The organism is Pullulanibacillus pueri, assembly GCF_014639255.1.
Taxonomy (GTDB): domain Bacteria; phylum Bacillota; class Bacilli; order Bacillales; family Sporolactobacillaceae; genus Pullulanibacillus; species Pullulanibacillus pueri.
In genome coordinates, this window is record NZ_BMFV01000022.1 from 18,707 (window position 1) to 37,369 (window position 18,663).

Annotated in this window: 18 protein-coding genes; 5 read left to right on the forward strand and 13 right to left on the reverse strand. The window is 41.0% G+C overall.

Features of this window, described 5'->3' with window-relative positions:
- Nucleotides 1–31 precede the first annotated feature (31 nt).
- The 7 genes from yhbH to queG form a co-directional block, all read right to left on the reverse strand.
- A complete protein-coding gene (gene yhbH / locus IEV91_RS13620) occupies nucleotides 32–1,183 on the reverse strand; it encodes a sporulation protein YhbH (protein ID WP_188497970.1) in 1,152 nt (383 codons plus the stop codon).
- A gap of 536 nt (nucleotides 1,184–1,719) precedes the next feature.
- Nucleotides 1,720–2,274 (reverse strand): signal peptidase I, encoded by a 555-nt coding sequence (gene lepB / locus IEV91_RS13625; RefSeq protein WP_188497971.1) that lies wholly within the window; start codon nucleotides 2,272–2,274, stop codon nucleotides 1,720–1,722.
- A gap of 147 nt (nucleotides 2,275–2,421) precedes the next feature.
- Nucleotides 2,422–4,317, reverse strand: coding sequence for a PrkA family serine protein kinase (locus tag IEV91_RS13630; RefSeq protein WP_188497972.1), 1,896 nt, complete (start codon nucleotides 4,315–4,317; stop codon nucleotides 2,422–2,424).
- Between the two features lie 590 nt (nucleotides 4,318–4,907).
- On the reverse strand, nucleotides 4,908–5,387 hold the full coding sequence (gene trmL, locus IEV91_RS13635; RefSeq protein WP_188497973.1) for a tRNA (uridine(34)/cytosine(34)/5-carboxymethylaminomethyluridine(34)-2'-O)-methyltransferase TrmL: 480 nt from the start codon (nucleotides 5,385–5,387) through the stop codon (nucleotides 4,908–4,910).
- Between the two features lie 140 nt (nucleotides 5,388–5,527).
- Nucleotides 5,528–6,445 (reverse strand): amidase domain-containing protein, encoded by a 918-nt coding sequence (locus tag IEV91_RS13640; protein ID WP_188497974.1) that lies wholly within the window; start codon nucleotides 6,443–6,445, stop codon nucleotides 5,528–5,530.
- Nucleotides 6,446–6,723: 278 nt separating this feature from the next.
- Nucleotides 6,724–7,254 carry a methylated-DNA--[protein]-cysteine S-methyltransferase gene (locus IEV91_RS13645; protein ID WP_188497975.1) on the reverse strand — a complete coding sequence of 177 codons (531 nt, stop codon included), beginning with the start codon at nucleotides 7,252–7,254 and terminating at the stop codon, nucleotides 6,724–6,726.
- A 120-nt stretch (nucleotides 7,255–7,374) separates the two neighbouring features.
- Entirely contained in the window at nucleotides 7,375–8,526 is a 1,152-nt protein-coding gene (queG, locus tag IEV91_RS13650) for a tRNA epoxyqueuosine(34) reductase QueG (RefSeq protein WP_188497976.1), read from the reverse strand.
- A gap of 94 nt (nucleotides 8,527–8,620) precedes the next feature.
- Here queG and IEV91_RS13655 point away from each other — a divergent pair, with 94 nt between their 5' ends.
- From IEV91_RS13655 to IEV91_RS13665, 3 genes are all read left to right on the forward strand, one after another.
- Nucleotides 8,621–9,286 (forward strand): B3/B4 domain-containing protein, encoded by a 666-nt coding sequence (locus IEV91_RS13655; protein ID WP_188497977.1) that lies wholly within the window; start codon nucleotides 8,621–8,623, stop codon nucleotides 9,284–9,286.
- 18 nt (nucleotides 9,287–9,304) lie between these two features.
- Nucleotides 9,305–9,544, forward strand: coding sequence for a protein YvfG (gene yvfG, locus IEV91_RS13660; RefSeq protein WP_188497978.1), 240 nt, complete (start codon nucleotides 9,305–9,307; stop codon nucleotides 9,542–9,544).
- 198 nt (nucleotides 9,545–9,742) lie between these two features.
- Nucleotides 9,743–10,273, forward strand: coding sequence for an HD domain-containing protein (locus tag IEV91_RS13665; RefSeq protein WP_188497979.1), 531 nt, complete (start codon nucleotides 9,743–9,745; stop codon nucleotides 10,271–10,273).
- A 137-nt stretch (nucleotides 10,274–10,410) separates the two neighbouring features.
- Here IEV91_RS13665 and IEV91_RS13670 read toward each other — a convergent pair whose 3' ends face one another.
- A complete protein-coding gene (locus tag IEV91_RS13670) occupies nucleotides 10,411–11,145 on the reverse strand; it encodes a thermonuclease family protein (protein WP_188497980.1) in 735 nt (244 codons plus the stop codon).
- A 90-nt stretch (nucleotides 11,146–11,235) separates the two neighbouring features.
- Here IEV91_RS13670 and IEV91_RS13675 point away from each other — a divergent pair, with 90 nt between their 5' ends.
- Nucleotides 11,236–12,510: an MFS transporter gene (locus IEV91_RS13675; protein WP_188497981.1), complete on the forward strand. Its 1,275-nt coding sequence runs from the start codon at nucleotides 11,236–11,238 to the stop codon at nucleotides 12,508–12,510.
- Between the two features lie 87 nt (nucleotides 12,511–12,597).
- Nucleotides 12,598–13,140 (forward strand): EXLDI protein, encoded by a 543-nt coding sequence (locus tag IEV91_RS13680; RefSeq protein ID WP_188497982.1) that lies wholly within the window; start codon nucleotides 12,598–12,600, stop codon nucleotides 13,138–13,140.
- A 73-nt stretch (nucleotides 13,141–13,213) separates the two neighbouring features.
- Here the strand turns inward: IEV91_RS13680 and IEV91_RS13685 are convergent, their stop codons facing one another.
- From IEV91_RS13685 to IEV91_RS13705, 5 genes are all read right to left on the reverse strand, one after another.
- Nucleotides 13,214–13,360, reverse strand: a complete 147-nt coding sequence (locus IEV91_RS13685; RefSeq protein WP_188497983.1) for a hypothetical protein — start codon at nucleotides 13,358–13,360, stop codon at nucleotides 13,214–13,216.
- Between the two features lie 275 nt (nucleotides 13,361–13,635).
- On the reverse strand, nucleotides 13,636–14,784 hold the full coding sequence (gene dgoD, locus IEV91_RS13690; protein ID WP_188497984.1) for a galactonate dehydratase: 1,149 nt from the start codon (nucleotides 14,782–14,784) through the stop codon (nucleotides 13,636–13,638).
- 306 nt (nucleotides 14,785–15,090) lie between these two features.
- Entirely contained in the window at nucleotides 15,091–16,002 is a 912-nt protein-coding gene (locus tag IEV91_RS13695) for an AEC family transporter (protein ID WP_188497985.1), read from the reverse strand.
- A 389-nt stretch (nucleotides 16,003–16,391) separates the two neighbouring features.
- A complete protein-coding gene (locus tag IEV91_RS13700) occupies nucleotides 16,392–16,571 on the reverse strand; it encodes a hypothetical protein (RefSeq protein ID WP_188498028.1) in 180 nt (59 codons plus the stop codon).
- A 38-nt stretch (nucleotides 16,572–16,609) separates the two neighbouring features.
- Nucleotides 16,610–18,550, reverse strand: coding sequence for an aconitate hydratase (locus IEV91_RS13705; protein ID WP_188497986.1), 1,941 nt, complete (start codon nucleotides 18,548–18,550; stop codon nucleotides 16,610–16,612).
- Between the last annotated feature and the right edge of the window lie 113 nt (nucleotides 18,551–18,663).

Sequence of the window (18,663 nt, forward strand, 5' to 3'; positions counted from 1 at the left end):
TGGGGGTGGGGGAATTGCTTATAAGAAAAAGTTAACTTTCTGTTTTTTCTAGCCCATTTTTACTAAAAAAGTGTTTGAGCGCATAGTATATATCCTTTTTGTCCTTAAAAACATAACAGCGGTTTTTCTCGTGATCGATGTGTTGATACACTTCCATAAGTGTCGATTTCCGGCCATAAGGATTTATTTCTCCATAAGCAAATAATGCTGATAGCTCTGTTAGTTCTTGGACAAGTTTAATGCAGCGGTCAGTATCTGAGGATAAGTTATCACCATCTGAAAAATGGACTGGGTAAATGTTGTAGGAAGCTGGGGAATAATGGGCTTCGATGAGATCCAAAGCCTTTTGGTAAACAGAGGAGCAAATGGTTCCACCACTTTCACCCTTGGAGAAAAATTCACTTTCTGTCACCAATCTGGCTTCGGTGTGATGGGCGAGATAAACAATTTCAACCGATTTGTAGTTTGTTTCTAAGAAACGCTTCATCCAGAAGAAGAAACTACGAGCCATATATTTTTCCCACATGCCCATACTTCCACTGGTATCCATCATTGCAAAGACAACCGCTCGACTCTCTGGCTGTTCAATGTTTTCCCAGGTTTTAAATCGCAAATCATCTTCTGACAGTGAACCCAGTTGTCCCTTTCCACTGATAGCATTTCTCTTTAATGCCTGTAACAAAGTCCTGCGCTTATCAAGGTTTCCCATTAACCCTTTTTTTCTAATATCCCGGAAAACAATTTCAGGAACACTGCTTTCCATAACAAAATCCTTTTGCTCTAGGTCAGGTAGCTCTAATTCTTTATACAAATGTTCCTCAATATCTTCTAAAGACACATTCTCCTCATAATAATCAATTCCTGGCTTACTGTCCGCTCCATTGCCCTTCTCAGATTTACTTGGAGGAAGCTTTTCTAAAACATCCCCCACCTGGCTATCGCCATCACCCTGCCCTACTTGAGATTGCTCGCCACTGCCATAACGCAATTTATACTCATCTAATGATCGGATAGGTAAGCGTGTGAGCCCTTGCCCATCTGACATAATAATGCTTTCTTCACTTAATAAATCAGGGAGATTATCTTTAATGGCCTGCTCAACCTTCTCCTTATGCCTTTGCTGGTCCTTATTGGCTTTATGGTACATATCCCATTCACCGAATGAGAGATGGAAATCCTTCATGAGCGTCACTCCTAAAAGAAAAAATCGCTATTACCACAGTTTATGCGGAGGACATAAGAATTTACACGTTTATTTATTTTTAAATGAGAAAAAATGGGCAACCATGCCCAGTCCTCAATCAGTTGGGCATTAAAATGTTTTTTACCAACAGGCATCGTCAGTACCAAGTGGATCGGAGTGGAAGACACGAGATTCGAAACACTTAAACATTGTGTGTTCCTCAGCGTCGCTGACTCACGGATGCCTAAACTAGAGTCCTACGGGAACAGCACGTGTCCGAAGATCCACTTGGGAACCAAGGTGACCATTCCCAAGTTAGCTGAGGCCGTGCCCGTGGAAAGCGAGTGGTCTGAAGCGGAAATCCACACTATCCTGATGACCAGAAATTTTATACTTCTTACCTTTTGAGAAAAACTGGGCAACCATGCCCAGTCAAACAACCTGGAGTGAAGATAAACACTATCCACATCAAAAAATTGCATTTATTCAACAAAAAAGAGGCTGGGGGAACCCAACCTCTCAAATCTAGCCTACATTTAATGCATATATTTAAATTCATCAAAGGGCCAATAACGAACATTTACTTTTCCTACAATCTTATCCATGTCGACAAAGCCGAAATAACGACTGTCTTGGCTATTTCGTCGGTTATCACCTAAAACAAAGACCTTCCCTTTAGGGACTCTTTCTTGACCATTTGGAATGTCCTTCAACGTAAAATCATAAGTTAAATTGCCCTGGCTAATTTGCTCCTTATAAGGCTTAAGATAAGGTTCATCATATTTTTTGCCATTAACATAAAGAGTATCATTCTTATACTGAACCGTATCCCCAGGTAAACCAATGACACGCTTTACATAATCATCAGTTGGAGTGGCATGAAAGATAATGATGTCAAATCGCTTTGGCTGCGTGAAGTCATAATCAATTTTATTGACTATGAGACGATTACCATCCTGAAGAGTTGGCATCATTGAACTGCCGTCTACTATATAATTTGTAAAAATAAATGATCGTACAACAATGGCTATGATGACTGCTATGGCTAATGCTTTAATCCATTCAAATAAATCGCTTTTTCCCCTTTTCATGCACTTACCTCCAACTATATAATCCGTTCAATAAATATAACATCATTAACTTTACCATGTTTATAGTTATTTGCTCAAGGCTGGCACGACTAAAATAGTCTTATTTCATTGTCTCCTGATCATGCTGTAAATAAAACAATAAAAAAATTAGTGTTGAAGCAAGCCACTGACATAATGTAAAAGTTGTTCCGCCGACCGCTTACTGTAACCATACCTTTGGACAAGACGTCCCTCGACTTCTTTCAGTCGCTCCTTGGTTTCCAAGTTCGTGGGACTCATGGCAGTGGTCACTTTAATCAAGTCTTTAAAATCAGCAAATAGTTTCTTTTGAATCGCATGATAAAGGCCATCATGAGACTTATAATCAAAGACCTTCCCTTTACGAGCAAAAGCTGAAACCCGAATTAAAATTTCTTCCCGAAAATCTTTTTTTGCATTCCCAGAGATCCCTAGATGTTCTTCTATAGACCGCATAAGCTTTTCATCAGGTTCTTTCGCCGTACTCGTAAGCGGATCGACGTCACCCCCATTTTGGCAATAAGCCTCGACGTTATCGAGGTAAAGATTGAGTAAAGACTGGGCTGACTCCTCAAAGGATTCGATGGCAGCCATCTGGACTTCGTTTTTCACAATCTCGTCATATTCCTCGCGGACAATCATAATTAAGTTTTTGTAATGCTCTTTTTCCTCAAGCTTAATCGATGGATGGTCAAGGAGACCCTCTTTAATAGATCGAAGAATATCAAGAGCAGACACTGGGCCGCTTTCATTTTTAGTCACCGCCAAGGAAATACGATTCATAATGAATCGCGGGTCAACGCCAGACATCCCTTCATCGCGATGTTCATTCTTCAGTTCAATGACATCTTCATGAGTAAAGCCATCCACTTTTTCACCATTATAAAGCTTAAGTTTATTTAATAAATCAATTTGTCGAATTTTCGAGGGTTTAAGGCGGGTAATCACCGAGAAGATAGCGGCAATTTCCAAAGAATGAGGCGCAAGATCAATGCCAGATAGCCTGCTTTCACGGAGCATTTTTTCATAAATCCGTTCTTCTTCCCTAGCGCTTAATGTATAAGGAACTGGGACGACAAGCATTCTCGAGCGCAGGGCTTCGTTTTTATCATTCTCAATAAAGGCTCTAAATTCAGATTCATTGGTATGAGCAATAATCATTTCATCCGCACTGATTAACGAATAGCGACCAATTTTAAAATTACCTTCTTGCGTCAATGAAAGCAAATGCCAAAGAAATTTTTCATCGGATTTAAGCATTTCTTGAAACTCCATCAATCCACGGTTGGCAATATTCAATTCACCATCAAATCGATAGGCTCGGGGATCAGACTCAGAACCATAAGTTGAAATGGTGGAGAAGTCGATACTCCCCGTGAGTTCTGAAATATCTTGAGATTTTGGATCAGAAGGGCTAAAAGTACCAATCCCTATACGATCTTTCTCAGAGAAAAAGACACGTTCAACTCGCACCTTTTCGATATCGCCATCATACTCTTCCTTCAGCCGCAATGTATTTAGCGGCGAGAGCTTCCCTTCAATAACGATCCCATATTCATTATAAAAATCTTGGCGAAGATGCTCTGGAATCAAATGAAGGGGATCTTCATGCATCGGACACCCTTTAATGGCATAAACAGCGCCCGCATCGGTTCGGGTAAATTGTTCCAACCCTCGTTTGAGTTTAGTGACTAAGGTTGACTTTCCTCCACTTACAGGACCCATGAGCAGTAAGATTCTTTTCTTAACATCTAAGCCTTTGGCAGCAGGATGAAAATATTCCTCCACTAAGCGTTGAATGGTTTCTTGTGAACCAAAAATATCTTTCTCAAAAAACTTAAAATACTTCTTCCCATTTTCTTCAGTGACGCCCTCTGAGCAAATCATATTATACAGTCGGCTGTGTGCCGATTGGGCTACCCATGGCTTTTCTTTAAGTAATGCTAAATAATCACGAAATGTGCCTTCCCATTTAAGACTCGATTCTTGTTCTTGTTGTCTTTTGACCTTGTCTAAGAAATCCATTAAGACCCCTCCAGAAAAAGCAATCTAATACATCCTATGCAGGAAGGGGCTTCTATTATCCTAAATCCTCGAATTCTTATCTTCAAAAGAAACGCCAAGCCCAAAAGAGTAAAATCAAAGCGTATACATTATAGCCTAATTTAGGTATAATAGGACGAGAGAAAGGCTAGGAAAGGGGTATGGACAGTGCATTTATTTTTAGTATTGGCCGTCGTAATTTCCTTCATTGTCGCCATTTTCACAGCTGGATACAATGATAAACCTGAAGCGGATAAAAGTTAATTCGGCCCAAGTAATAAAAACGGTATCCCACTGACTGGGGTACCGTTTTTATGCAAGCCTATGCAGTTGGAAAAAGTTTTAAACACAAAAACACTGTCAGTAGCCAATGGATTGAAGCGCAAGTCGCGAGATTCCGAACGCTTTAGGAAAGTGTATTCCTCAGCGCCGCTGACTCACGGGTGTCTCTACCAGAGTCTTTGGGATCGGGGATAGCACCACTTTCCGAATAGACCCCCGAGTTGTTCCGAGAAAGCTGACTGTGAAGCCCACTGGATACGAGTAGGGCGCTAGACCAGTGCGACTACATTTTAGGAAAGCTGCGGATACCCTTGGTGTTTCAGGGCTTCATAAACCATGATCGCCACAGCATTCGAAAGGTTCAAGGATTGCACATGATCATGTTCACCCATAGGAATTCTCAGACAACGCTCGCGATTAGCTCTCTTAAGCTCATCCGGTAATCCCGTCGTTTCCCGGCCACAGACAAAAAAGTACTCCTTATTCCGGTCACTATAATCAAAGTCCGTGTAAGAATGCTCTCCAAATTTGGTTAAATAAAAAAATTCTCCTCCAACATTTTGTTCAAAACATTCATCCAAGCTATCATAATATTTTACGCTAACATATTGCCAGTAATCTAAACCAGCTCTTTTAAGTCTTTTATCATCAGTCGAAAAGCCTAATGGTCGAATCAGATGAAGGGTGGCATTGATTGCGGCACACGTTCTTGCAATATTCCCAGTGTTGGCAGGTATCTCTGGTTGGTAAAGGACAACATTAAGTCCCATCGTCTTACACCTCGTTTAATTGTTATGTCGTGTTTGATTTATTAAAGTACTATAATGACTCTCCAAAAAATATTATATCATCAATGATTCTCTGCAAAACAAAGTGTTTATGGTAGAACGAACGGATGCCTACACCGGGATTAATCAGTTATATGGAAAAACTTATATTGTATATTAGGCGTCCAGGCACTTGAATCCTCATAAGCCCAGTACCGATGACGCGAGTTGGTAGTATGAGCATTCACAAGTGGCATATTATTCGCATCTTTTTCAGTCACTACCGTCGAATGATCCCAATGACCATCTCCTTCAAAATCATAACAGATAACATCACCCGGCTGCAGGTCTTCAGGCTTATCTACTGTTATCGCACCATGTATATTCTGATCACTCGATAGGTACCAGCGAAAAGAATGGGCGACTGCCCAACTCAAGCTCCAAGCCTCTTGCTCAAACCACCAGCCCGAATGTTTGTTATACTTCCCGGTCATTGGGACCCCGCCTGCATGAACACATTGAGAAATATAATTGGTACAATCAACGTCAAAGGCCTTAAATTCTGGATTGTAAGTATTCCACCATCGATCGGCGTATTTAACGACCTGTAAGCGATCATATTGATAAGCCTTACTCCTCTCCGATAATCGTAGCTCATCACTTGACAGGCTCAGTCTCTGGTCAGAAAGCCCCTTAGTCTTTTCTTGTGAACCTTCCCACTCCAATGTTTCATCCTGAATTAATTGGCCATCATTAAATGTCGCCTTTTTTCTTTTTAGTGTTTCTTCCACATAAAAATGCTCCCCTTTTTGTTTGTGCAAAAGGCTTAAATAACAACTATATTCAACTGTTCTTCTCTCACCATAGGAGGTTGTTCCGAGAACATTCCCTATAACATTTGCCTTAATAATTTGTGTCTGTCGCTCCTTCAAAGACTCCTTCTTCCTGCGTATCGCACGGCTCTCTGAATCGGGACAGACTTGGTAAAACTCTCGATTTTTATCGACCCAAAGGTCACTTGTCTTTTGCAAGTGCGCCTTTAACTGTTCAATCCAAGTCATCTTGTATCACCTTCCACCCCTGTTTTTATCATCTATATGACGAAATGAGGCAGATAGGCACCCATATGAGAAAAACTTAGCTCCCACCAAGGCTTTATGAAGGAAGATAAATAGTTCTACGAAGCGCTTGCTTCCCTCGTCAGCCTATATTTCTTATAAAGAAGATGCGGACTCACAAAAAAAGCCGCTGATTCCTTCCAGGATCACCAAGAAGGAGGAGCGGGTTCTTTTAAAATCCAAGCGGGGGACTGTGAGCCCCTTTTGAATAAAATCTTGCATTATTCAGCCGCTGCATGTTTTCTTTCGAGATTTAATAAATACTCTTTTTTAGATAATCCTCCACCATACCCTACTAAAGCACCGTTAGAACCAACAACCCTATGACAGGGGATAAAAATCGCGAGTGGATTTTGATTATTTGCTCTCCCGACTGCTCTTACTGCTTTCGGACGACCTATTGATTCTGCTAGTTGCTTATAAGACTGCGTCTTACCATACTCAATATCTTGTAGGGCCGTCCAAACCTTCTTTTGAAACGGGGTTCCCTTTAAGCATAATGGAACAGTAAATTGTCTTCTTTCCCCTGCAAAATATTCCTGCAATTGTTGGATAGGCAGAGCAGTATGCTCACTATCGCTTATGAGTTCGTTATGCAACATATGCTTATTGGCCCACGCTTTAATTTGAATTTCCGTTTCTTGAATAGATCCAAAAGCAACGTAGCAGACGCCTTTTCCAATACAGGCGACGGTGAGAGCGCCAATGGGACTTTCGGTTTCCCCAACATAAATAAGTGGTTGCTTTTCCACTTTAACCTCTCCCTTATTAAAGTCTATTCATTGCTTACTAACGCTAAAGGATGTAAAGCAAACGTAGGAGATCCTATTTTAAGGTAGAGTATATAAAATCACTTGACTGCCCTATTACTTTTAATTTATTAATTCTTTTTTCGAATGTTCTATTTCTTTTAAAACTTGGTCGTCTGTTTCCGAAATCATAGCTTGTTGAAAGACATCCAGCACTTTTTGAAGGACTTCAGAGTCTGCCTTGGCAATTTTGCCGAGGGACCATGCTGCTGTCCCCCTAATCACAGGGCGAGGATCCCTTAAAAGGCAATCAATCAATAGGGTAACAGCTGTTGCATCTTTATAATTTCCAAGCGCAATAATCGCATTGCGTTGAATAGGCTTTTTTCCACGCCAAGAACCTGACATGGATCCAAAGCGTTCTTTAAACTCCCGGTTAGACAGACCTAGGAGCATTTTAAGCTCTGGTTTTACCTTTTCAGGATCTGGTTCCATTTCAAGATGGTGGTGAAAATCCACTCCTCTATTGTAAGGACAAACCTGTTGGCATGTATCACAACCGTACACGCGGTTACCTATAGCCTTCCTGTAGGGTTCAGGAATAAAATCTTTCTTTTGGGTTAAAAAAGCGATACACTTTTGTGCATTAAGCTGCCCGCCTTGGACTAGGGCCCCACTTGGGCATTTATCCACACATAGATTACATTCGCCACACAAATCTTCGATAGGGGTGTCTGAAGGAAACCGTAGGCTTGTCAAAAGTTCACCTAAATAAACATAAGATCCAAACTCCTTCGTGATAAGGTTGGTATGCTTCCCTACGCGGCCAACCCCCGCACGTTCGGCTACAGCACGATCAGAAAGTGCTCCTGTGTCTACCATCGATTGAACAATAGCATCGGGAACCCTGTTTAAAATATAAGCTTCAAGCTTTTTCATTCGCTCTCTTAAAACATCATGGTAATCTTGTCCCCATGAAGCACGAGCAAAATTCCCTCGCCTTTTTCCTTTCGTATTCTCCGGACGGTGAGGCATTTTTGTAGGATAAGCCAAAGCGATAGCGATAATCGATTGAGCCTCAGGCATGATCTGGGTGGGTTCTGTTCTCAATTCAATATCCTTCTCTTCAAAACCGGATTGATAGCCTAAGGTACGCTGTTGATATAGACGGGCCTTTAAATCTGTAAAGGGAGCAGCCGTCGTAAACCCAATTTTGTCAATACCGATCGCTTGACTGTATTTTATAATCTCTTCTTTTAACGCATGCATGTCCATAATAAATCCCTCAATTACTTAGCCTTCTTGCAGGAATATGATATGATAATAATGCTTTGTGAATGAATAACGTTTGTTGTAGGAGGCATTCTTCATGAAAACGATCATCTCCGAAACACTCAAGCACTCTATCCCTGATTTTAAAATCGGTATTATTACTTATCATGATATCGCGGTTAGTGATTCACCGCAATTCTTTAAAGAACAAATGCATGCATTAGAAAAAGAATTAATGCTGTCATTTGAGGAAAAATCTGTCGGTGAGCTTGAAGGAGTAAAAGAATGGCGACAACTCTTCAAACGATTAGGAACTGATCCCTCGCGTTACCGGCCTTCTCATGAAGCCCTTTTAAGACGCCTTTATAAGGGACAATCTTTTCCTTTGATTCATTCAGCAGCTGACGTGAATAATTATCTGTCTGCTCGTTACCAAATTCCTTTAGGGATATATGATTGCGACAAGCTTAGTGCCCCCCTTTCAATTCGTTTAGGTGGGCAAGATGACGATTATGACGCCTTAAACGGACGTGAGATGAAGATGGCTCAAAAGCTCGTTTCCGCCGATCGTGCTGGAGCCTTTGGCAGTCCTATCGTCGATTCTAAGCGAACCATGACAACCGCTGATACACGAAATGCTTTACATATCGTCTATTTAAAACCATCAGACAGTCTTGAGACCTGTTATCAATTACTTCAATCGATAAGTCACCTCTTTACAGAAGTGAATGGTGGACAGTCTCATGATCCATTTATTTTATAAATCGCGAGGTGCAAGAATATGAATACAGAGATCTTCAGCGTTGATTATTTTAAAGAAGCTTTAAAGACACACATGAATAAAAACATAGATGCCGTAAAGCCTATTCACTCTCTCAACAGTTATTACCGGTCGATTGTCTCCTCTAGCCTGTATGAAACACGGCAAAAGAGTATTGATTTGCTCGTACGCCTCCGAAATCTCGATCAGGCTTATAATGAAGTCAAAGCTGAATTACGTGAAAATAACCTCCTGCGCTAAATCGCACAGGGGGTTTTTAGTGGCTAATGATTCTCTCTATATAGAGCGATAAAATTTCGGGCTTGCACTGGAAACGCTTCACGTGTTATATTTTTCAGCAATATATTTTATCCTGGTGCAACTCACAATGAGAGGAAAAAACCCCCACTGTTTGAAGTTTCACTTTATTGAACATTTATTGTTAAGGAGGTTATTGGTATGAGAAAAGTATCATTAGAAATGGTCTTTAACCATCCTATCACTCAAAGATATCTACGACGTTCTGGTATTGCACATGCCGTGAAAGTCGCTGAATATGCCTATACCTTTGCTAAGGAAGCGAATGTTGATCCCGATTTAGCCACTAAAGCCGCTCTTTTACATGACATTGGACACTACAAATGGTACAGAAATGGCGAATGGGACTTTGAACTGTATAAAGAAAATGATATTCATGCTATTAAGGGAGCTAACCGCGCCCATAAGTTATTAATTCGGATTGGCGAGGATCCTCGAAATGCTAAGCAAATCGCCCTAGCTATCTTACTTCATACAGATTCTTACTTGCCAGAAGGTCAGCTCCATCTTAGTCCGCTGCAAAAAGTTGTTGCCCTTGCCGATGAAGCTGATGAAGAACCTTCAGGGCATCATCATTATAAAACGATTGATGACAACAGCGCCCTTGCTCGGATTCGGCTTTTGGACCAACGCATTGATAGAGATAGGGATCAGACTGCCGGAAGTGCTTAAATCTCTTTTGCCATTTGGGGGGATTCCCCACCCTCTTTGCATTCCTCTCAAACTTTTATCCTACCCCAACCTTTTCGAATTGCTCAACATACAAATCTTTGCTTTAATTCATCTCTGATCATTATTTCTTTGGGGCTTTACTTCACCGCTCTAAAACCTGCTATTCTTGCTTCTTTCTTACTATTAAAACAGCGTTCTGCCACCGTATCAAAATAGTAGGGATCACTAGAAAGATGATAGATTTTGTCTCCGGAATGAGTGATGTTTCCTTTTATTTTCCCCTGACAATTCCCCTTATCATCAGGATCGAATCCTCTATTTTCTTTTCCAGGAGAACTGTTGTAGCCTTGAATCACTTCAGGGTGAAAGCCATCAGATTCAGCATATCCTTTGGTACTCCAAATATTGAGTTTTCTTTTTCGAGCGTAATCCTCTGCCTTTTTATATGCCTGGAGGTGGTTCGTATTCGGTTCATATACATAAGCCAGCCGTGCTAGTCCCCGTCTGAGAAGTTGCTCCTCTAATGATTTCCCATCCACAAAAACATAGGCAAGTCTTCTACCATAAGCATCTCTTTCTCCATTAACCGCAAGCTCTAACGTCACCTTTTTTCCATTAAGAGATTTTTTTGTAAATGCGGCCGCAGCTTGTCCATAAGGTTGAACGCCCAGCTTTGGATGATGGGTCTCAGGTGTATCAATCAGCAAGACTCTAATCGTTTCTTCCTTGCCGTTTATCTCTACTTTAAATGTATCGCCATCAATCACGTTTGTGACTGGGACAGTTAATCTAGTGCCCTCCTTCTCCGTATGATCTGCACGACACCCCATGAGCACTGCAAGTAAAATACATCCCATCATGACATATTTCATTTTTCTCCCTCCGTTCTCCCCTTATTTTCAAACGCCTATTGACAATATACGTATAATTATACTTATAATATACTTATAGGGGGAATGTCTATGAAACAACAACATCATACCTCAACAAGTTATTGGCAACTCATTAAATTACCCGCCTTCTTTATTTACTTAAGCGGTCGGATGGTCTCAGAATTTGGAGATATTTTGTTTACAATGGCCACCATGTGGTACGTATTCACAACGACGCATTCTGCATTAGGGGTTGCGACTATACCACTGATTCCTGCTCTCGTCTTCTTATTTCTATCCATGCCCCTCGGCACTTTGACTGATCGGCTGCCTAAAAAAGGGGTCCTTATCGGCACGGAGCTTTTTCGTGGTCTTATTGTGATTATTATGTTTTGTCTTATGGCTATCCACCAGGTCAATGCTCTTGAGGTCTACATAGGAAACTTTCTTCTAACAATTGGGGGAATTATGTTTTCAACGGCTGAGCAAGCGACATTGCCCAATATCCTCACTCATAAAGAGCGTCAACTTTCGAGGGCTAATGGATTGCTCTCAGCTGCCAAAAATGGGGTGACCTTATGCGGATATGGTTTAGGCGGTATTCTCGTGGCCTTCTTTGGCTCACCAAATGCTATTTTAGTGGACGCGATCACCTTTTTTATCAGTGCGATCAGTTTTCTGTTTATTAAGGTCCCTGATCGGTCCATTAAAGGGCAAAAGGGGTTTATCGGGTTTTTAAAGGATTCTAGCGCAGGATTACATTTTATTTGGAAACAAAAAAAGTTGCGGTTACTTATCCTCTTTGGTGCCGTTATTAATATGTTAGGGGCGCCCTTACAATTTTTCACTCCCATTTATTCAGAGGCTATTTTGCATGCGGGGGCAATAGGTTATGGTGATTTAGAAGTAGCTGCAGCGGTTGGTACCTTGATAGGAGCACTCTTCTCTGGAAAATATGCACGTGTTTTAAACTTAGGTCAATGGATGGCACTCTCATTTTTCATTTCCGGAATCTCGTTGCTTTGCATGGCCCTTTTTCCTTCTCTCATTCTGGCTGTGGTCCTTTTTGGTTTGTCTATGGCCGCAAATAGTTTACTTAATGTACCACTCATTACGACACTTCAACTTCTCGCCCCTGATGCGATGCGTGGGAGGATCATGGCTAGCTTCGGTATTTTTTTCATGAGTGCCGTTCCGATAGGATTAGCTGTTGGTGGATGGCTCACTAACCTTTTCGGTCCTCTAATGGTATTTTCACTTATCGGTGGTCTTAACATTTTTTCATCCGTCATGGCCACTTTTATCAAAACTTTTCGTCACACGGTTGTCCATCATTCAGAGGAGGAGATGCGCACGGATCCCTAATCCAGCGTCATAAGAGTAGCCTTGACTAGTCTTCTTATCATAAATTCGTTACAATTAAAGCAGAACGCGTGGACGGAGGGGAAGTCAATGCCAAACAAAACAATTTATGTCGCTGAAGGTGATCTTGAAGTCTTTGAAGAGGCACAAAAACGCGCAGGCAGCAACTTGTCCGCAACAATTGCAGCAGCACTTAAACAATTTATTAAAACATCAGAGGCCAAACAAGAGGGATTTCAAGAAATAACAATTAAATTAGGAGAAGATGGTACCTATTCTTATAAGCGGTTTCTTGGTCGTGAATTAGGTCGAAGCCAAACGATCGATGATGATAGAGAAACAGCTCATGTCTACATTGTTTATAAAACAGTAAAGCAAAACTATGCTCTTTATACTAAAGAGATCCATCGATCCATTCATGAATTAATGCGCTTAGAGACAGAGAGAAAGTTAGCGGAAAAATATAACCTAGAGAGAGAATCGGACGAGGAAGCCTTGTGGATACAGCCCAACCGTTATACATTAGACGTCTATCATACCTTTGAGGAGCTCAAAGAACACCTGCCTGTTAAACTTTTTAACACACTAAGTCGTCAACAGGGACAATCAGATGATGACTTTCTAGATATATAACCTTCATTTTAACTTGATCCTTCACACCCCCCACTCCCCTTCTTTGATGAAGGGTTTTTGTCTATTATTTATCTCATTTTACAGAGTAACACGGCTCATTGACATCAACCTCTAATTTCCTTCTCGCTATCCAGGAAACAAAATCTAATTCCTTATCTGTGAGTTCTCTTCTTAGTTTTTCTTCAAATTGTTTCTTTAAATCTTCTTTTATAATGTCCATCCTACTCACGCCCCTTAAGGTGAATTTAGGTTTTCGGAATCTATTTTTAGATTACCATGCATTCTCTCTTACTGAATATCGGACGAATCTATTATTTTTAATATTCAGTATAAGACTTAATACCTACCCCAGAGTGTCAGTTTTCCTAAAAATGGGGGTTATAAGCCACACTTTCAGTTTATACCCCCTCATGCTATACTTTAAACCTCCATTTCCTCCTTTTTTCGAAGATTAATCATCACCTATTAATCTCAAGAAGTTTGACAACCTATGTGTTACCACTCAGCTACACTACCATCTGGATGTCTCCAAACGGGATTCTTCCAATCATGGCCCATTTGTGCCATTTCTCTTACATAAGCTTCATTAATTTCAATGCCAAGTCCCGGAGCTGTTGGCATCGCCACAAATCCTTCATTATAGGCAAAGACAGATGGATCAACAACATAATCGAGAAGGTCATTTCCTTGATTATAATGAATCCCAAGACTTTGTTCTTGAATAAAAGCATTGTGACTAGTGGCATCAACCTGCAAACAGGCTGCTAGTGCTATAGGACCCAGTGGACAATGCGGCGCCAACGCAATATCATAAGCTTCTGCCATTGAAGCAATCTTTTTACATTCTGTAATCCCACCAGCATGAGAAAGGTCAGGCTGAATAATATCCACGTAACCCTCTGCTAAAACCTTTTTAAAATCCCAGCGCGAAAACATTCGTTCACCCGTTGCAATCGGTGTCGTCGTCAAACGAGCAATTTCTCGCAAGGCCTCATTATTTTCAGGCAGAACAGGTTCTTCTATAAACATCGGCCGGAATGGCTCTAACTCTTTTACTAAGATTTTTGCCATGGGCTTGTGCACACGACCATGAAAATCAATACCAATCCCAATATAATGACCAACAGCCTCTCGTATAGCTGCCACTCTTTCTAACACTTGATCCACTTTTTCATGTGTATCGATGTACTGAAGCTCTTCGGTTGCATTCATTTTAATTGCAGTAAATCCTCTTTCTACAACCTCTCGAGCAGCATCACCCACATCACTCGGACGGTCCCCGCCAATCCATGAGTAGACGCGAATAGCCTCGCGACAAGCGCCTCCCATTAAATCATGAATGGGCGCCTGGTAATACTTACCCTTAATGTCCCATAAAGCCTGGTCAATCCCGCTAATAGCACTCATTAATACAGGCCCTCCACGGTAAAACCCACTGCGATACATCACATTCCATAAATCCTCAATTCGCAAAGGATCTTTCCCCAATAAATAGGTTTTTAATTCTTGGACTGCTGCTTCTACTGTTGCTGCCCGTCCTTCAACAATGGGTTCTCCCCAGCCTGTAATCCTCTCATCGGTTTCAATCTTCACAAATAACCAACGCGGGGGAACAATATAAGTTTCCAGTTGACTAATTTTCATCTAAAAACAGCCTCTTTTCAGGAGATAGAAATGCGCATTGATTCTCTCTTTACTTATAACGCCTCTAAGACTTTTTTATTTTTTGGTCATCGTTTAATTATACCGATTTTACAATAAATTGATGAAAGCGTAAACATAGATAAAAAAAGAATCTTGAAGCCACAGTGAAAAAACATAGCTTCGCCAAACCATTAACGGCGGAAGCCAAAACTGTCCTTTTAAGGGCTTCTAAAAAGTTATACATTCTGGTGTAAAAAAAGGACCTTCTTACATGAGCGTAACAAGGAACCTTAAAGTCTAAGACATTTACATAATAATATTTGTCATTCCCCATAATAAAAAGAAGCTTAGGAGAATTGTAACATTCGAAGCGATCCCTACAAACTTTTGATTGTAATCAAATTCTACTGAATAAGGAAGCACGGCTACAGAAGTAGGTAATATGAGTCCCATAAGCAAAGTGTATTTGAACATATTATCGAAGGGAAGGATAAAAAATAGGAGAATGCCTAAGCCTAGTCCAATCAAGTACCTAATTCCTAAAAACTTATATAATAGTTTGTTATAACTTTTATCAAATCTAAAATTCAAATAAAGACCAAGCAAAAGCAAGGACATCGGCATGTTCGCAACAGAGATGATCTTCGAGGTATCAACAATAAAAGCAGGCAAATGAATGCCGATAATGCTTAATATAAATACAACAATATAAGTCATAAAAGGAATTGATTTAAGCATCTTAAATGATATGTCTTTAGCCGTAAGCTTTACATCATCCGAAGAATAATAACTCCCAATTAAATAAATGAGCCCAAAAACAAGAAAGGAATTCCCGACATCGAACATCCCAAAGTACTTTATTCCCTTTTCTCCCCAAATGCCCTCCACAAGTGGGTAGGCAAACAAACCGATATTGAATCCAGGGACCATCATGCAGACCATGCCTTTAATCTTTCTAGGCTCATTCCTAAAAACAAAGAGCCCAATAGCAGCTACTAATAATCCGAATAAAAAGCAACTAGCAATGAGTAAAAGCAACGAAGGATCAATGACAAAATCGCTAAAGGTCACAACAATTAAAGCGGGGAGGGTTAAATTAAATACAATTCTCGATAACCCTTCCCCATCCTTCGCTTTCAGAATATTAAACCGCTTAAGTGCGTATCCTAGTGCAATAATGAGTACAGAATATAAAAATTGTTGATTAAAACTAGCCAAATCATCTTCCCCTTCTCTTCGTTGTAAGTCAATGCAAATGAAGTCTATGAATATGGTAATATAAAAGCCCTATCAAGGTCTACTGTTTATTGTAGCGACTTTTCCTTTTTTTCCAAAATTAAAAGACCTGAGAAACCAGGTAAAAAGCATGCCTGGTCCTTATTAAAACACAGAATAAGATTTTAATCCCAAAAGGCACCGGCAGCAACCCAGTTGATCGGAACGGAAGGCGCTCTGGCTCCTTTGGGAACAGCACGTGTCCGAAGATCCACTTGGGAACCCGAGGAAAGCGAGCGACCTGAAGTGGCGATCAATACTATAAGCGTTCAGCTTATAAACCAAAAAGCCGCACCTCAATGGAATGAGATGCGGCCTTACTAGTGTTCAGATTAATCTAAAACACGATTATTCTCGTCTACAGCCACGGTTCGAGCGGTTTCATAATTTCCTTCCAAATCTAAAATACCGTCACCGCCACAAACCGGACACTTATACTGCCAATTTTCGTCATCGGCTTGCAAGCCTGTGCCATCACAGGCTTTACATACTTGCTCTCTTGGCGTCATCATTGAATCCCCCTTTCTAAAGCCACAAATTTTATCGCTATCTAAGCTTCTTTCACCCAGTTAATCAAGCCACCTTTTAACATAATGTCTTTTTGGCGCTCTGATAACGCAAAATGGGCTTTGATTTCAGTCCCTTTATCCTTTACCTTGATGATGATGTCATTGCCGTTTTTAACTTGATTTCTTATATCCTTCAGTTGGAGAATATCGCCTTGCTCAAGCTTGTCATAATCTGACTCATCGTCAAAGGTCAATGGGAGGACTCCGAAGTTCACAAGGTTTTGCCAATGAATCCGCGCAAAATCCTTCACAAGGGCAACACGTAAACCGAGATATCGAGGCGCTAAAGCCGCATGCTCTCGACTGGAGCCTTGTCCATAGTTAAAGCCACCGACAACAGCATGTCCTCCCTGATCACGAATGGCCATTGCCCGATCATAATAGGTGTCATCAATAATTTCAAAAGCAAATTTGCTTATTTCCGGTAAATTACTTCTGTACGGGAGGACGCGAGCACCTCCTGCAAGAATCTCATCGGTAGAGATATTATCCTTCATCTTTAATAAAATTGGGATTTCCAATGTATCAGGAAGAGCATCCATATCTGGAATGGAAGCAATATTCGGCCCCTTCTCCAGTTTAACTTTACGAGCTTCCTCTAAAGGAAGGGGGGCTTCCAATAAATTAACATCAATGGTGGGATGCTTTGGATCCTTCACCTTTGGGTAATCAAAATCCAAGCTTCTAGGATCAATAATTTCACCCTTTAAAGCAGAGGCAGCCGCGGTTTCTGGACTGCAAAGAAAGACACTATCCTCTCTCGTCCCTGAACGACCTGGAAAATTCCGTGGTGTTGTACGAAGACTATTTCGTCCAGTTGCTGGCGCCTGGCCCATCCCGATACATCCATTACATCCTGCTTGATGGAGACGTGCTCCTGCCGTTAGGAAGCTTGCAATATGTCCTTCTTTAACAAGGTCTGTCAGCATTTGTCTTGATGTTGGATTGATATCAAAGGAAATGCCTGGTGCTATCCTTCTTCCTTTTACAATCTCTGCAGCTATGGCAAAATCACGAAAACCAGGGTTAGCTGAGGAACCAACATAGGATTGGTAGATCGATTCTCCCTGCAAGTCTTTAACCGGAACAACATTCCCGGGGCTAGACGGTTTGGCGATGAGCGGTTCGAGATCAGAAAGATTGATTTCCTCGTGTATGTCATATTCTGCATCTTCATCTGCAACGAGTTCAATCCAATCTTCTTCTCTATCCTGTGTCTTTAGAAAACGTTTAATTTCTTCATCTGATGGAAAGACCGTGCCCGTTGCCCCCAGCTCAGCCCCCATATTGGCAATAACATGGCGATCCATTGCACTTAAATTTTTAAGTCCTGGACCATAATACTCGATTACTTTTCCAACGCCCCCTTTAACATCATAACGACGAAGGAGTTCTAAAATGACGTCTTTGGCACTGACCCAATCTGGCAATTCCCCTGTTAATTTAATGCCCCATACTTGCGGCATTTTAACATAAAAGGGCTCCCCAGCAATGGCCATGGCGACATCGATTCCCCCGGCCCCCATGGCGAGCATCCCCATACACCCATTAGCACATGTATGACTATCGGAACCCAAGAGCGTTTTCCCTGGTTTAGCTAATCGCTGCATATGAACCGGATGACTGACCCCATTCCCTGGTCTGCTAAAGTACAATCCAAATCGTCTAGCTGCACTTTGTAAAAATAAGTGATCGTCAGGATTTTTACTATCCTCTTGAATAACATTGTGATCAACATATTGTGCCGACGCCTCTGTTTTGGCGCGATCGAGTTTCATGGCTTCAAGCTCAAGCATGACCATCGTACCCGTGGCGTCTTGGCAGAGGGTTTGATCAATTTTCAGTCCAATTTCTGTGCCGGGGATCATTTCACCGGCCATCAAATGATCACTAATTAATTTTTGGGTTACATTTTTCCCCATTCCATTTACCTCCAATAAAATGACTCTAAAAATAATATAAAACCATCTCTAGTAACTTTTTATAAGGTAAGCTAATTTCTGAAAAAGTATGCAGTCAAAATAAGGATAAAATA

Excerpts from the sequence above, each read along its gene's own strand:
- trmL (WP_188497973.1), bottom strand. The coding sequence starts at position 5,387 with ATGGGACTTAATGTTGTCCTTTACCAACCAGAGATACCTGCCAACACT.
- dgoD (WP_188497984.1), bottom strand. The coding sequence starts at position 14,784 with ATGAAAATTAGTCAACTGGAAACTTATATTGTTCCCCCGCGTTGGTTA.
- IEV91_RS13685 (WP_188497983.1), bottom strand. The coding sequence starts at position 13,360 with ATGGACATTATAAAAGAAGATTTAAAGAAACAATTTGAAGAAAAACTA.
- IEV91_RS13655 (WP_188497977.1), top strand. The coding sequence starts at position 8,621 with ATGAAAACGATCATCTCCGAAACACTCAAGCACTCTATCCCTGATTTT.
- queG (WP_188497976.1), bottom strand. The coding sequence starts at position 8,526 with ATGGACATGCATGCGTTAAAAGAAGAGATTATAAAATACAGTCAAGCG.
- IEV91_RS13675 (WP_188497981.1), top strand. The coding sequence starts at position 11,236 with ATGAAACAACAACATCATACCTCAACAAGTTATTGGCAACTCATTAAA.
- IEV91_RS13630 (WP_188497972.1), bottom strand. The coding sequence starts at position 4,317 with ATGGATTTCTTAGACAAGGTCAAAAGACAACAAGAACAAGAATCGAGT.
- IEV91_RS13700 (WP_188498028.1), bottom strand. The coding sequence starts at position 16,571 with ATGATGACGCCAAGAGAGCAAGTATGTAAAGCCTGTGATGGCACAGGC.
- IEV91_RS13705 (WP_188497986.1), bottom strand. The coding sequence starts at position 18,550 with ATGGGGAAAAATGTAACCCAAAAATTAATTAGTGATCATTTGATGGCC.
- yhbH (WP_188497970.1), bottom strand. The coding sequence starts at position 1,183 with ATGAAGGATTTCCATCTCTCATTCGGTGAATGGGATATGTACCATAAA.
- yvfG (WP_188497978.1), top strand. The coding sequence starts at position 9,305 with ATGAATACAGAGATCTTCAGCGTTGATTATTTTAAAGAAGCTTTAAAG.
- lepB (WP_188497971.1), bottom strand. The coding sequence starts at position 2,274 with ATGAAAAGGGGAAAAAGCGATTTATTTGAATGGATTAAAGCATTAGCC.
- IEV91_RS13680 (WP_188497982.1), top strand. The coding sequence starts at position 12,598 with ATGCCAAACAAAACAATTTATGTCGCTGAAGGTGATCTTGAAGTCTTT.
- IEV91_RS13640 (WP_188497974.1), bottom strand. The coding sequence starts at position 6,445 with ATGACTTGGATTGAACAGTTAAAGGCGCACTTGCAAAAGACAAGTGAC.
- IEV91_RS13670 (WP_188497980.1), bottom strand. The coding sequence starts at position 11,145 with ATGAAATATGTCATGATGGGATGTATTTTACTTGCAGTGCTCATGGGG.
- IEV91_RS13665 (WP_188497979.1), top strand. The coding sequence starts at position 9,743 with ATGAGAAAAGTATCATTAGAAATGGTCTTTAACCATCCTATCACTCAA.